This window comes from Microcystis sp. T1-4, from assembly GCF_000297435.1.
GTDB lineage: Bacteria > Cyanobacteriota > Cyanobacteriia > Cyanobacteriales > Microcystaceae > Microcystis.
This window is the reverse complement of the sequence record NZ_CAIP01000220.1, coordinates 1-13,544: the sequence shown is the minus strand read 5'-3', so window position 1 is coordinate 13,544 and position 13,544 is coordinate 1. Positions and strand designations below refer to the sequence as shown.

Annotated in this window: 13 protein-coding genes and 1 pseudogene; 4 read left to right on the top strand and 10 right to left on the bottom strand. The window is 40.8% G+C overall.

Going from position 1 to position 13,544, the window contains the following annotated elements; translation table 11 throughout:
• Positions 1-97: 97 nt before the first annotated feature.
• Positions 98-238 (top strand): annotated as a pseudogene (locus MICAI_RS24000) (WD40 repeat domain-containing protein); the annotation flags it as partial.
• A 174-nt stretch (positions 239-412) separates the two neighbouring features.
• Here the strand turns inward: MICAI_RS24000 and MICAI_RS25045 are convergent.
• The 5 genes from MICAI_RS25045 to MICAI_RS13760 form a co-directional block, all read right to left on the bottom strand.
• Positions 413-811 carry a helix-turn-helix domain-containing protein gene (locus tag MICAI_RS25045; RefSeq protein WP_002797362.1) on the bottom strand — a complete coding sequence of 133 codons (399 nt, stop codon included), beginning with the start codon at positions 809-811 and terminating at the stop codon, positions 413-415.
• Positions 795-1,094: a type II toxin-antitoxin system HigB family toxin gene (locus MICAI_RS25040; protein WP_002777884.1), complete on the bottom strand. Its 300-nt coding sequence runs from the start codon at positions 1,092-1,094 to the stop codon at positions 795-797. Before MICAI_RS25040 ends, MICAI_RS25045 begins: the two co-directional genes overlap by 17 nt.
• Before the next feature lie 68 nt (positions 1,095-1,162).
• A complete protein-coding gene (locus MICAI_RS13770) occupies positions 1,163-1,594 on the bottom strand; it encodes a type II toxin-antitoxin system VapC family toxin (RefSeq protein WP_008203031.1) in 432 nt (143 codons plus the stop codon).
• 1 nt (position 1,595) lies between these two features.
• On the bottom strand, positions 1,596-1,808 hold the full coding sequence (locus tag MICAI_RS13765; protein ID WP_002797374.1) for a hypothetical protein: 213 nt from the start codon (positions 1,806-1,808) through the stop codon (positions 1,596-1,598).
• A gap of 177 nt (positions 1,809-1,985) precedes the next feature.
• On the bottom strand, positions 1,986-2,681 hold the full coding sequence (locus MICAI_RS13760) for a response regulator transcription factor (RefSeq protein ID WP_002795661.1): 696 nt from the start codon (positions 2,679-2,681) through the stop codon (positions 1,986-1,988).
• 291 nt (positions 2,682-2,972) lie between these two features.
• Here MICAI_RS13760 and MICAI_RS13755 point away from each other — a divergent pair, with 291 nt between their 5' ends.
• Complete coding sequence (locus tag MICAI_RS13755; RefSeq protein WP_008203027.1) at positions 2,973-5,129, top strand: putative PEP-binding protein; 2,157 nt, start codon at positions 2,973-2,975, stop codon at positions 5,127-5,129.
• 128 nt (positions 5,130-5,257) lie between these two features.
• Entirely contained in the window at positions 5,258-5,443 is a 186-nt protein-coding gene (locus MICAI_RS23990) for a hypothetical protein (protein WP_071989060.1), read from the top strand.
• A 241-nt stretch (positions 5,444-5,684) separates the two neighbouring features.
• On the opposite strand, the gene MICAI_RS13750 is transcribed toward MICAI_RS23990, so the two are convergent.
• The 3 genes from MICAI_RS13750 to MICAI_RS27130 form a co-directional block, all read right to left on the bottom strand.
• Complete coding sequence (locus tag MICAI_RS13750) at positions 5,685-8,435, bottom strand: glycerol-3-phosphate acyltransferase (RefSeq protein ID WP_008203025.1); 2,751 nt, start codon at positions 8,433-8,435, stop codon at positions 5,685-5,687.
• A gap of 203 nt (positions 8,436-8,638) precedes the next feature.
• The gene (locus MICAI_RS13745; RefSeq protein ID WP_008203022.1) at positions 8,639-9,253 is read right to left on the bottom strand and encodes a Uma2 family endonuclease; all 615 of its coding nucleotides are present in this window, start codon (positions 9,251-9,253) and stop codon (positions 8,639-8,641) included.
• 289 nt (positions 9,254-9,542) lie between these two features.
• Positions 9,543-10,286, bottom strand: a complete 744-nt coding sequence (locus MICAI_RS27130) for a hypothetical protein (RefSeq protein WP_008203021.1) — start codon at positions 10,284-10,286, stop codon at positions 9,543-9,545.
• Positions 10,287-10,486: 200 nt separating this feature from the next.
• Between MICAI_RS27130 and MICAI_RS13735 the strand changes: the two genes are divergently transcribed.
• Positions 10,487-11,491 carry a helix-turn-helix domain-containing protein gene (locus MICAI_RS13735; protein ID WP_008203018.1) on the top strand — a complete coding sequence of 335 codons (1,005 nt, stop codon included), beginning with the start codon at positions 10,487-10,489 and terminating at the stop codon, positions 11,489-11,491.
• A gap of 181 nt (positions 11,492-11,672) precedes the next feature.
• Here MICAI_RS13735 and MICAI_RS13730 read toward each other — a convergent pair whose 3' ends face one another.
• Both MICAI_RS13730 and MICAI_RS13725 read right to left on the bottom strand, forming a co-directional pair.
• Entirely contained in the window at positions 11,673-12,326 is a 654-nt protein-coding gene (locus MICAI_RS13730) for a HupE/UreJ family protein (protein ID WP_008203015.1), read from the bottom strand.
• Between the two features lie 14 nt (positions 12,327-12,340).
• Positions 12,341-13,267 carry a class I SAM-dependent methyltransferase gene (locus MICAI_RS13725; RefSeq protein ID WP_008203012.1) on the bottom strand — a complete coding sequence of 309 codons (927 nt, stop codon included), beginning with the start codon at positions 13,265-13,267 and terminating at the stop codon, positions 12,341-12,343.
• Positions 13,268-13,544: the final 277 nt, after the last annotated feature.

The following is a 13,544-nucleotide window of genomic DNA, read 5'->3' as shown; positions in this document are numbered from 1 at the left end:
TCCCATTGTTGTTTCTATCGTTTGTTTTCGGATTTATGCAAGAGGTCTAATCAGATTTTCATGCTTTAGGACGAACTTTTGTGCATTTATTAACCGGAAAACATCCTTGGGAAAAGAATTGCGTACCCTTACCGGTCCTTCTAGTGGGGTTTACTCAGTAGTATATAGTCCCGATGGCCGCTATTTAGCTAGTGGGAGTGGTGACAAAACTATCAAAATTTGGCGGGTGGGACAGTAAACTTGTGTTGGGGGTGACAGCAATAACTTTTGTCTATCAAAAATGAGCGACACTTGCGGGAAACTGCACCGATGTCTTTAAAAATGTTGGGTTTCGCTCAAATTATTGAATCGAGCAGTTTTCTCCTAAATATTAAAGCGCTCAACCCAACCGACAAGCTAGAGGGTATCGCATCTACATCAACAAACTATAATCTACATTAAAGAAATGTCCTAATAATTTCGCCTGTTCTTGGGTAATTGACCCTTTTCCTTCAATTAAACTAGAGGCAATTTTGTCAGAGCCAAGGATTCTGGCTATGTCTTTCTTATTAACGCCTTGCTGTTCCATCAAAAACAATAACATAGAATGAGGTGTGGTTGATTCCTGTAGATAAAAGCTTTTTTCAAAATTCCCAATTAAAAAAATTAGAAGCTCATAAAGTTCATCTTCTTCGGGAGTTCGCTGCTGACGGTGCATTAATTCTTCCACAATAGCCAAAGCTTTTTCATTTTCTGCCTCTGTTTTAATAACTTTAGGTAAATGGCGAGCTAGTAATTCTTTGTATTTTTCTGGATTAAAAGTAAGGGTCATTTTTCCATTGCTCCTTATCGTATTCAGCGTGAGTTAAAACATACTTGATATAAATTAGCCGCTTCTGATAATCGATACTGGTTATGAGACGATAACTATTCCCTTTAATGTTAAAAACAGTAAAGTTACCAACTGCTTCTGCTTTAGGAAATACTGTTTGAACCTCAACTAAATTATACCAAATCGCTTTACTGGCAATTTTATACCAATTCTCTAAAGCTATTCGGGAATCAGCGTGTTTATTCGTAAATTCTCGTAGTCTTCGATAGCTGATGACGTGCATTTATAAAAACAAACATAAATTATCTCTGGGGGTGATTCGCTGCCAAAGTTGGTTTTTCCATAGGTAATTCAGTTGCCTGTAATCGTCCAATCTTCTGCTCTTAAACCGGCAATTTGCCCAAAATCTGAGAGATTTCTCGTCAGCAGGATAGCCGGATTAACCATTGAGATAGCAGCAATCTTCAAATCCATCGAACCCAAACGAGGGTAAGTTACCCGAAGTTCTTGAAAAACTTGACCTGCCTTTTCATCAAAGCCGACAATGGGAATCGTGCGATAATTAGCGAGGTGCTTTTCTAGCCTTCGATAGGCAACAACTTGAGCTTCAATCGAATTTGCCTTGGCTATGTAACTGAGCCATCCCCGCATTTGTTCTTCGTAGGTGATAATTGTGGTGGCAACTTCGCTGCTTGTAATAGCAGCCAGTTTTTTCAGCAATTGTTGTGCCGGTTGTCCCCCGCGATCAAGAATACTAATATGATCGGTGTCAAGGAGATACATTTCAGGGTTCGGATGCTTCCTCGGCTAATGGTTTTAGAGACTGGCGGTACTCTTGACCAAACTGCATTGCCTCTTCGTAAACCGGATCGTCAGCAAAAGTGCCGACAATTTTTTCCCACCAGGGAGTTTCGCTGACAGTAGGTAGCAAACGCTTAAGCAGTGCTACTTCAGCTTCTAAAGCTGCTAGTCTTATCTCTAGATCAGTGCTTAACATGGTTGACATATCCTCCTAATTCTGCTCTTGCTTGAAGGTTAGCTCTAAAACAAAATTTGTTTCAACGCCAGAAGCCATACGATGAACTGATGAAACGTTTTCCATCGGTAATTCAGTTGCTTGTCATCGTCAGTTAATAAACTACTCCCGTCCGCTACTTTATACTTAGTTCCTATATTAGCTGGTTAAACCGTGTTTTAGGGCAAAACGCACCAATTCCGTGCGACTATTAGTACCAGTCTTGCTAAATAAGCGACTGACGTATTTTTCTACGTTCCTGACGCTGGTTTCTAGACGACTAGCAATTTCTTTATTCATCAGTCCCTCCGCCACTAAATCTAAAACACTTTGTTCCCGGGGGGTAAGGTCAATTTTAATCGGGGGGGGAGTAGTAGTAAAAGTGTTCTGTTGTCCCACCTGCTGTTTTAATTCCCGGATATCTCGGGCAATTTCTTCTAATCTAGCGTTTTCGCTGGTGGCTTGCAAGGATTGACGACGGCGCTCGATTAAAGACTTGATTAATGCTTCTAATTCTTCGGGATCGAAAGGCTTGGATAAATAAGCATCACAACCGGCATTATAACCCTGAATGCGATCGCTTGTCATCCCCCTAGCAGTGAGAAAAACCACGGGAATTGTCTGAAAACGAGCATCTTCGCGCAATTTCTTCAGAAACTGATAGCCATCCACCTGCGGCATCATAATATCGGAGATAACTAATTCCGGAATTTCTTGATTGAGTAAATCCCAGGCTTCGTTAGCATTACTAGCAGTTCTTACCTCGAAGTCATCCCCGTACTGTAGATATGCTTGCACAGATTCACGAACCCCCGGTTCGTCATCCACTAACAAAACTTTCGCAGGTGTGTCCATGAATTTCTCGCAGCGATCGAATATTGTCCGAATCCTATCTTATCAGCTATCAGCAGCCGGTCGTCAGTAGTCAGGAGATAGGAGTCAGTAGTCAGGAGATAGGAGTCAGGAGATTGCTTTTATTATTCTCCCATCTCCCCAATTCATAATTCATAATTCATACATTCATAATTCCCACTCCCCAGATCATCCTCAAGATGGTGACGGTGAGTTAAACTAGCAGATAGAACTAAAAAGTTACAAAAATCACACAATGATTTTATAATCCTTTCACCATTCTTAATAAATCCCGTGACCATTCTCTGCTGGCTCGATCGCATTAGTGCTTCTGATCGCCCCCTGGTGGGGGAAAAAGCTTTTATTGCCAGTGAATTACATCAGCGAGGATACCCAATTATCGGGGGATTTGCCATTTTTAACCGCATTTTTGCGGAATTTTTGGAAACTATCGACAATGGTGACTCGTTTCTGACTGATTTTCCCCAATCTTCCCTCTATTTAGACGTAGATAACGCCAAAGCTCTGCAATTAGTGGCGCGCGAGAGTCGGCGGGCCATTTTACAAGCGCCAATTCCTCCTTTCTGGTTAGAAGAACTAGAGGCAGCCGTGGCACAATTATCGATGGCTACCCTAGTATGGCGCTTTTCCCTACCAGCTAATCTGGCTCGGCGAACTCTCGGTTTATTTTCTGCCCCCATCAGTGGAATTAAAGCAGATAATCTAGAAAATGCCCTAAAACAAGCTTGGGCGGAGTTATTCAACGCCAAAAGTCTATTTTATTGGCGAAAAATGGGAATTGGTTTAGAAAAAATTCAATTATCTTTACTGGTACAACCGTTATTACCAGCTAATTGTGCGGGAAATGTGCTGATTAATGAGGATAACTGGGAAATTCAGGCGGTTTGGGGGTTAGGACACAGTTTAGTTAATGGAGAAGTGGCACCGGATACCTACATTATCGATCGCTCCGGTCAATTACGCAGTCGGCAATTAGGCAATAAATCCCGCGCTTATTATCTCAATAGTGACAGTAATCTGCTTGTACCACAATTATTAGCACCCAGTTTACAGGAAAGCTACTGTTTAGATAATTTCGCCCTCGATCGCCTTTGTCAACTGGTTCAATCTCTACTGGCGGAAAAACCGACGTTAACCAGCATAGAATGGCTGATGATGCTGGATGGTCAAATTTATATTCTCAACTGTCACAGTCAGGAAATCACCCCCACTACATCCCATTATCCCTTAAGAGGATTAGGGGCATCCCCGGGGTTGGCATCGGGAGTGGCAAAAGTGATCAGCAATTTCGACTCCCCAGAGGCAAATTTTCAGGATTGCATTCTGGTTACTACTAATTTACCTCCGAAAAAACTGCCCCATTTACGCCAAATTCGAGCAATGATCACGGAACAGGGGGGATTAACTAGCCATGGAGCCATTTTAGCCCGGGAATTAGCCATTCCTGCCGTTGTCGGGGTGAAAAATGCCACAGAAATTATCCGCTCAGGCGAGATAATTTTAGTAGATGGTACGAGGGGAATTATTTCTCTAGCATCTCAGGAACAGATTTCCTTGCCCCCTCCACCCCCCAGAGAAACCGACGGCACGGCAATTGCTACCCGTTTGATGGTTAATCTCAGTCAAACTGAAAGTATTGCCGGAATCCGAGAACTGCCTATTGATGGGATCGGTTTATTGCGCTCAGAATGGATGATTTTAGACTTACTTTCTCAGCGTAATCTAGAAGAATGGTTAACGCCAGAGCATCAAGAAGCATTGATCGAGAGATTAAGTGATTTAATCGCACAATTTGCCCTTAGTATCCAGCCTAAGCCTTTATTTTACCGTTCTTTTGATGCTCAAGATTCGGCTAAAGACAGTCGGGGAACCCATGGTTATATATTAGATCCGACTCTATTCGATCTGGAATTGCAAGCTTTACGACGGGTACAAACCACCAGCGCCACCAATATTAATTTACTGCTTCCCTTTGTCCGCGGGGTTGAGGAATTTATTTTCTGCCGGCAACGGGTACAATCGGCTTTACTCACTCAAGTCCCTTCTTTCCAATTGGGGATAATGGTGGAAGTACCGGGGGTAATCTTTCAATTAGCGGATTATGTGCAAGCGGGCGTACAATTGCTCGCTATTGGTACTAATGATTTAACTCAATTACTTTTAGGTAGCGATCGAGAACATTTCTCAGAATATTTTAACGCCCGTCATCCCGCAGTCAGAGCGGCTTTAAAACAAATTATCACTCAGGCAAAAGTTTTACAGATTCCCTGTTCCGTTTGCGGCATGGCTATCGTCCAGTATCCTGAACTTATCGATGATCTGATTGCTTGGGGTGTGACTTCTCTTTCGGTGGATAGGGAAGCAGTTTTAGCCACTAGAGAGGCAATTGTTCGGGCCGAAAGAAGGTTTTTATTGGAAAATAGCAGATAACTTCCGAACTACCCCACTTCCCCACTACCCCACTTCCCCATTACCCCACTTCATAACGCATACTTTGTGCTTTTTGTCAAAAAAACTTTTTTTTTGCAATAAAACTACACAAAAAAAAGATCATCGTTGTGGGTGAAATTGACTCATTTACCTGTCTTAATGAGGATTACCTTCTAGGTGTGGCAAGGGTTTCAACCGTTGCTGCCCAAAAAAGCACAGAAGAAGCCATTATGAAATTCAGTAAAATCGCTGTAACCATTGTAACATCGTTGTTAAATAAAAATCTTTCTCAATTAATTTTTAAGAATTTATAAATATTGCGGAATGTTAATTTAAATATTCTCAAGTTTTTGGAGTTCATAGATAATTTTTGCTTATCTTTGACCAACATTGGGTTAGAAGTCAGTTATCAGTTATCAGTTATCAGTTATCAGTTATCAGTTAACTGAGAAAACTCCCCACACCCTACACCCTACACCCTACACCCTACACCCTGTCCCCAGGAAAAACTTTTTGCCGCAAACCCTAGATAGGGAAAAGCTTGTCCCCTAATGCCTAGAGAATTTCAATAATTCCTTGAGTGCCATCGAGACGAATTAATTGACCATCTTTTAACAATTTCATGGCATTATGCACATCCATAACCGCCGGAATTCCGTATTCTCTGGCAATAATAGCACCATGGGATAATTGTCCCCCCACCTCGGCAATAATGCCCACAGCCCGGGATAATAAAGGGGACCATCCTGAGTCAGTATAGGGAATAACGAGAATAGTATTAGGGGCAATTTCTAGATTTTGTAGGGTTGGCATAATTTTGACTCGTCCCTCCACTGTCCCCCCACTAGCGGCAATTCCCTGTAAGCGTTTTTTGGCAGTTAAATTTGAAACTAAAAATTCTCTTTTCGGGGGTTGTCCATAAACGATGTAGGGAATATCGGTTAATTGAGAGTTTTCTTGGAATTGTTGGCGACGCTGACGGATAATCTGGTTAAGATTGGCGATTTTATTATTCTGACCCAACTGGGTAACTTCTGAGTAATTTAGATAAAATATATCTCCCGTCTCCGATAATATTTGCTGCTGTAACCAGAGGGTTTCTAAGGCAAGAAAATGCCAGCGTAGGTGAGCTAAAAGACGGGAGTAAATTTCAGTAACTTGGTTTTTGATATTTAATCTTTTTTGGACATTGTGGGAAGATTTAACTTTTTTATGGCTATTATTGCCCGGACTATCTAAGGGGAGTTGTAGCAGATATTGGGGATTTTCTCGCCATCTCGGTATGGAAATATCAGTCCCCACTTCGCTTAAATAACCGTAGGTTTCTAACCAGAGGGAAAAAGCCGAGTCAAAATCTCGATCGAGCGTATTTTTTCTCAGTTCAGATAGCGATCGCATTGAGGCTATTTCTGGTGCTTGGGAGTTATCCAATTTCTCAAAAGGTACTTGCGAAATACTGCGACGCAAAGCAAAGCTAAGAGGAGCAAGAATACTATAATAGGTAGCTTTTTTTAAGACGGTTAAAATCTCCTCAATTTGCTCTAAAATCTCTCCAGAAGATAAAGCTTCTAGGGAAGTAGCGTTAATTTTTTCGAGCGTCGGAATAAAATAGGTTTTTTGATCTTGGCTAAAGTCTTTTTCTAACTGTAATTCCCGTCCTAAAAGTTTTAATAAACCGGGGGAATTAGCCAGGGTTGCCGTTAAAGGTGGTTTGGTAAACTTTGCCCCTTTGGTCAGAAATTCTAAGCTTTCTGGAGGTAATCCCATGCGACGGAAAATTGTTCCTAATAAAGAAGCATTAAAATAGGCTCTTTGATAGTGTAAAGTCGCCGTTTCATTGAAGTCCAAATCGAGGGCTTTTTTGTCTAAAACTAACCGAAAAATATCTCCCCAAACTCCACAGGTTAAAGGACGATTAATTGACCAAGGCAAAGGACGAATCACACCGGGGATAACTTCAGCAGCGATTTTTCTTGTCCAAATTGGCTGTGAATTAGTGATAGGACGGCACTGTAATAACCATAATTTTTGTCCGTCATGAGTCCATTCTATATCTTGGGGAATGCCATGATCAAGGGTTTCTAATTGCCGACAAAGATTAGCTACCTGTTGAATAATAGCAGGAGGAATATCTCCCGCTCCGATGATGATATTTTCTTCTAAATTAACTCGATAACTTTCGGGGGTGATTCTTCCCGATACAACTCTGGTGGCATCTCCGGGTAAAGCTTCAATAACCACATCTAAACTGAGAGGATTAATCGGATCGCGACTGAAGGCAACCCCCGAAAAAACTCCTCGAATTTGTTCTTGAATTAACACAGCCATGGCCGTGTTTTCTTGACCTCGATCGAGTCGATAATTAACAGCATTAGGACTATTATAGGAGGTTTGGCAACTTAAAATCGCCGCCGCTAAATTTTCTTGATCGACAACGTTAAGAATTGTAGTATATTGTCCCGCAGATGAAGCGGTTTCACTATCTTCTCCAATAGCGGAGGATCGCACGACTAAGGGATGATTAATATCAGGATGAAGAGATTCTATTAACGGTTGTGGATCATCCCCCGGTGGTAAAATCCAACCCCTAGGGATGGGATAACCGGCACGCTTAAGATAGGCTAGAGTGGCGGCTTTTTGTCCCACTTTTGAAGTCGCTAGATTGTCATCAAGAGTTTGGATCGATCGATCTCCACGAAAAAAACGAAACATAGTTTTTGATTCATTATTAACACTTGCTTCGGGTAAGTCTAAATCGTCGGCTATTTTTTGAAAAATTGCCCCTAATAAACAGGCCAAAGCAATGGCAGTTATAATATAACCTGAATCGTGGGGACGGCGCAAGGTGAGAATTAAAGCTAATAAAAATAATCCTACCAATCTACCCGTAGATTTTTCTCGAAAAATAGTAAAGCTAATCCCACTGATAATTGAGGTGAGAAAAACAGCGACAAAATCGTGAACGATTAATCCCCAGAAAACATTAGTAGTTCCTGCACCTTTTCCTAACCAATAGCGCCCCACGACTAAGGCAATTAAAGCTAATAATTCCCAAGTGGAGCCGGTGGGAAAAAATAAACGGGTTAGGAAAATAACGATAATTCCCTTGGCTGCTTCCGAAATTACCGCCAAAATTCCCACTAATTTACCCCCATGGTAAAAAGCGGCAGTTACACCGATATTACCAGTCCCTAATTGGGATAATTTACGTCCAGTTACTAGATAATTAATCCAATCGATCAGAGGCAGTCCCCCGATGATGGGACAGACTAAAAAAATAAATAGGGATCCCCAAATTTCTGTCATTTAAAATGCGTCTTAGTTTACTATCTTGTTTTAGTAACGACCTTGAGAACAGGAACACGAAAGCGATAAAATAAATTGAGCTTAATGGCTTAAAACCCCATCATATTGAGCAAATAAAGGCAATAATTGCCGATTTTAAGTGGCAAAATCAACCCCTCAAACTGAAGAAAAAAGCGAAAAGAGTAAGGTGGACGATACACACCCTACAGACTTAAGAAAATCTGATTGACAGTGAGATTTAATTCCGTGAAAGTCTGGGAAATTAGGCGATCGCTGTCTCGAAATTGCCGAATTTGATATTCTTCCTCAACTAAGCGACAAACAGAGATGGTCGGTTGTTTAGGAGTGCCGAGAAAATTACGCCCACCCAAGACTGCATAATCGACAATCCAATATTCAGGAATACCCATTTCTTCATAATCAGCAAATTTTAAGTAGTAATCATCACGCCAGTTAGTCGATACCACTTCAATAATCAGAGGGATAGATGCACCCTCACTAATAATTGATTCTTTTTTCCATAATTTTTCCTGAGCGAGCTTGGTTCGATTTAGCACTAATACATCGGGAAAATAACCAGAATTTTTACCAGCAGGTCTGACAATCGCTTGGTTAGGAATTAAATAAGGAAGCCCTAGTCTATCAATTATTCCACTGAGTTTAACAGTTAAAAATCCTTTGATTTCCTCGTGTTCTCCTGCGGGTTGTGCCATTTCAATAATATTTCCCTTGTGTAGCTCATAACGCACTCCCGAATTTTCAGGCAGCCAAGGGACAAATTCCTCGAAATTAACAGTTTTAGGTAAAATTTGGCTCATAGCTGGCAAAATAGCATTCTCTCTCTACTAACTTTCTTGACTCCATTTTACCTTGAATGTAGGGCGGGCAATGCTCATCCTACAGAATCTCTACACAATCTGCTATCGCACTATCGCTGCCAAATTTGGCAATATTACACCCTGATAAAATTCTTTACCACTGGAGCCGCCTAGTAAGTTTATAAAGAGGTCTCCAGCCCATCCACCAGAAAACGGGTTTCTTTAAGAAACCCGTTTTCTAGACAGGCGGCTTAGATGTGTAGTTGATTTTGCTTAGGTACTTAATCGCTCATAATTGATCATCATTTATCGCAGTAATATCATTAGTAATAGTAACGATAATTCTTCGCAGCTTCGCACCTTGAAACTCATAAGGAATCTCGTGTTTATATTGAGTTAGAAAGTTAGGAGTATGATTTGAGAAAGTTCTGATAATATCGACATTTTGTTCAATGTTATTAATATACAGTTTCATCTTATCTATTGTGCTGTCATCCAACTTTTCATCGGAAGGAGCGATGAGCTTTGTTTTGGTAAATTCAACTTTGAGTGTCATCTCGCCACTAAGACGGGGAAGTTCACAAGTGATCTTCTGTTGTTGCCCTAACCAGTTATAGACATAACATAGTTTTCCCTGATAGATGTAGAAACTATGTCCACCAAAACAGCCGCCGTGCGCCATCAGAACAGCTTGTAAGTCCCCTTTAGCTTTGGAGAAATCAATAGTTGCTTGGATGGCATAGAAACGAGTGCTAATATTGGGAGTGACGGCGGCGGAAATTTCTGATCCCCCCAGATAACGGTTCTTCGGTAGGTAGTATGCTAGGGACTCTTTGCTGATCCTGAAAACCTTATGGGTCAAGTCCGGTATTTTTGATTGCATAACAAGTACCGAAGAATCTGGATAATAGGTATAGCTAAATGTGGTATATTTTGAGTCATCAGAAAATGCCGGGGGACGTAATTGAGGAATTTCTCCACCCAATACCCCACACCCAGAGCAATCTTCAAGTGGCATATATTGTTCAGCCATTGAAATCCCCTTGGTAATCGATAACGAAAAAAAGTGAGAGATTTAACCTGGATGACACTGATGGAAAAAATTAACAAATCAACTTTGCTGTAATTCATACTACTCAGTCCTCTATGCTAAGATGATCCAAAAAACGCAAGTTTTTAAATTGACGGGCAAAAAAGCTTTATTTTACTCAATAACCAAGTAGTTATATACAGATGTTTATTTTTGACAATAAGACCAATATTTTAATTGATTCTCAGGAATTAACCTTTAAAAGTGAATATTTTTGTGACTTTTCTCGCTATTTTCAGAATCGAGAATTTGTCAACGGAGATGCTTTACAACTCAGTGGTGATCATTTTGAAGGGTATCTTTCAAGGATCATCATCGATGAAGTGATGTTAGAATTATCGCAACGTAATTGTTTAATAAATGTTGTGGGAGTAGTCCATTCTAAAATGTGGGTTTTTGCGATTCCTATTCAGGTAAATTCTGTCTTCTTCCAAAATTTGTACTCATTAGAAAATAACTATCTTGGGATTGTCCCCCCTAAATCAGAAATTTCCATTTTTCAACATCCCTTTTCCAATCGTTTTCAGCTTTACGTTCATGATAATTATCTGCAACAATTGTGCCAAACTTTAGAGCTACCAGAAGCGAAAAAGTTTTTAAATTCTGCCGCTTCTTCTATTGTGATTTGCCCATCGGAAAAAATTCGTCATCTCCAACAATCTTGTCATCAACTTTATCAAATGCTATTTAATTTAGATCGTCAACAAATATCTGGGAAAAGAAAAGCATTAATATTGAATTTTGTCGGTCAAAAATTAAAAGAAGAAATTGTCAAAGATTTTCTTTTGACTTTAGCAGTAACCAAAGATATTAAAATCCCTAAAAACACTATCAGACGCACCTCTATCCTCAAAAAAGCCGAAGAAATGATGAGAAAAAATCTGCGTTCTGATCTGACTATTCCAGCGATTTGTCAAGAATTAAAAGTAAGTCAACGCACCTTAGAATATATATTTAAAGACTTCTATCAAATGTCTCCTTACAGTTATTTTAAATTGCTTCGTCTTAATGCTTTACATCAATCTCTTCACCAAAATAATCAGACAAAATTAATTCATGAAATTGCCGAAGAATTAGGTTTTTTTCACCGAGGATATCTGGCCTCTGATTATAAAAAACTGTTTGGTTACTTCCCCTCGGAAACCTAAAAAAATAGTGGGGGTAGGAATTAGGATTATTGTTAGATTTATTTTGAGAACTCAATTCCTAACTCCTCTTTCAATTGAGCGGCTCTCTGGCACTTGTTTGGCAGGGGCGTATAGTGTACGCCCTTTCTTCGATCTCATAACCTCAAGAGAGCCATTAATAATTAGCCCCATCGAGATTAATTTACTTAATTCCCACTAAAAAAGTTGTACCGATCGCCATAATTGCCAATCCGATGAACTTACTAATTAGAGTCGCTTGCTTGGCTAATTTTTCCTTGATGACACCGCCAAGGAAAAAAGCCCCAGCTGCGATCGCTAATTGGATGACGGTAAAACCGATTAAATAGGCAACTAAAGCGGCAACTTGCGCCCCGATAATTGATTCTCCGTAGGCATAACCGTGAAAAATTCCCGCGATCATTGCCAAAGTGGACAGAGCGATCGTATAGAGATTAGAAGGATTTTGTAAACCTTTTTTTAGGGTTAAAATCACGCCAAAAATCACCACAGAAAGGGCAACAATCCCCTCAGGAAAAAGTAAACTTATTCCCTGTAAATGAATACCCGTCCCGATTAAAGTAGCAATTGCAAAAGCGATCGGAATTAATAAACCCTGTTCCATCCCCACAGCAATTAAACCACTAGCCACCACAAAAGCTAAATGATCTAAACCGATAACTGGGTGAGCTAAACCCGATAAAAATCCGTTCAAAAAATTATCGGGAGTTTGCCCTGCCATGGCATGATGGGCGAGGGTTTTGCCGGCAAAAATTAACAAGAATAGGGGGACAATAGTTAATATCCTTGTCCAGCTTTGACGAAAAATTATCTTCATTGATTACCTCAAAATTATGATTCGGAAACCCGCGCAACAATCGCCCGGTGTCGGGGACTGGTGGGGGTAATGATCGGTGCTTGAAACCCCGCTTCAACTAATGCCTGTTCGATATCGAGAGTAAAATATTGATCGAGATAGGGTTCGGTACTCTTGAGTAAGGTTAGGACATAAGGGGGCATTTTTCGATAAATTTCCGAGCGCGGATTCATATCCATCAGCGTCAAATAACCTCCCGATCGCAATAAACGACGCGCTTCGGCGAAAATTTCTCTAGTAGCCTGTTGGGGTAGTTCGTGGAACATTAAAAACGAAGATACCAGATCGTAGGACTGACTGGGTAATTGAGTTTTTTCCGCCGCCGCGTGTTGCCATTGAATCGTCTTTTGTTTTTGTTGAGCTTGGTATTGGGCAACGGCTAAATAGTAGGGAGAGAGATCTAACCCAGTTACCCGCGCTTGAGGATAAGTATCTTGCAGCGCAAAGCTGCTCATGCCGACACTACAGCCTAAATCGACAATATCGTTAATTTCTGCCTTGATTTGCTCCTTCAATATCCGGTGATATTCCCGCCGCAATCGCGGATCGCCGTCAATCCCCGCCCCGGGCCAGATGGTAGAATGGACAGCATAGGCGGCAGATTCTACCTCAAAAGCTGGCAACCAGTCTAAATTGCCCTTTTCGTAAGCGTGGAAAGAACAAACGTAGTATTCGGGATAGACGATATCGGGATTTTCTACCGCTTGCAGTTCCCGACTCCAATCCCGTTGCTGCCATTGTTTGACGGTTTCCCGCCAAGGTACGCCTAGTTTTTCGGCTCTTTTAATCATCATATTGCGCGCCTGATAGCGAGCGATGTCAAAAAGCGGTTTTATGGCGAGAATACGGTTAACTAGACCAGAAACAGGATTAAAGGAGGCCGGAACGGGTGTAACTGTCATAGAAAAGCTTCGATCGTAAATTTTCCCTTTCTCATCTTATAACAGTGATCAGTGATCAGTAATCAGTAATCAGTGATCAGTAATCAGTAATCAGTAATCAGTGATCAGTAATCAGTAATCGGTGAAAAGACAGCACTGTTATGGCCATTTAATACTACTCAGTTAATTAATACCACTGACTGAAAACTCAAATCTGATTACTGTTTACTGACAACAGCAAAAAGCTCCCTAACCCCCCATCTTGCCAATTTTTAAGTAGGTAGGTGTTGAAAACTTT

Coding starts and splice junctions, on each gene's coding strand:
- MICAI_RS25045 (WP_002797362.1), bottom strand. CDS start 811: ATGACCCTTACTTTTAATCCAGAAAAATACAAAGAATTACTAGCTCGC.
- MICAI_RS25040 (WP_002777884.1), bottom strand. CDS start 1,094: ATGCACGTCATCAGCTATCGAAGACTACGAGAATTTACGAATAAACAC.
- MICAI_RS13770 (WP_008203031.1), bottom strand. CDS start 1,594: ATGTATCTCCTTGACACCGATCATATTAGTATTCTTGATCGCGGGGGA.
- MICAI_RS13765 (WP_002797374.1), bottom strand. CDS start 1,808: ATGTTAAGCACTGATCTAGAGATAAGACTAGCAGCTTTAGAAGCTGAA.
- MICAI_RS13760 (WP_002795661.1), bottom strand. CDS start 2,681: ATGGACACACCTGCGAAAGTTTTGTTAGTGGATGACGAACCGGGGGTT.
- MICAI_RS13750 (WP_008203025.1), bottom strand. CDS start 8,435: ATGACAGAAATTTGGGGATCCCTATTTATTTTTTTAGTCTGTCCCATC.
- MICAI_RS13745 (WP_008203022.1), bottom strand. CDS start 9,253: ATGAGCCAAATTTTACCTAAAACTGTTAATTTCGAGGAATTTGTCCCT.
- MICAI_RS27130 (WP_008203021.1), bottom strand. CDS start 10,286: ATGGCTGAACAATATATGCCACTTGAAGATTGCTCTGGGTGTGGGGTA.
- MICAI_RS13735 (WP_008203018.1), top strand. CDS start 10,487: ATGTTTATTTTTGACAATAAGACCAATATTTTAATTGATTCTCAGGAA.
- MICAI_RS13730 (WP_008203015.1), bottom strand. CDS start 12,326: ATGAAGATAATTTTTCGTCAAAGCTGGACAAGGATATTAACTATTGTC.
- MICAI_RS13725 (WP_008203012.1), bottom strand. CDS start 13,267: ATGACAGTTACACCCGTTCCGGCCTCCTTTAATCCTGTTTCTGGTCTA.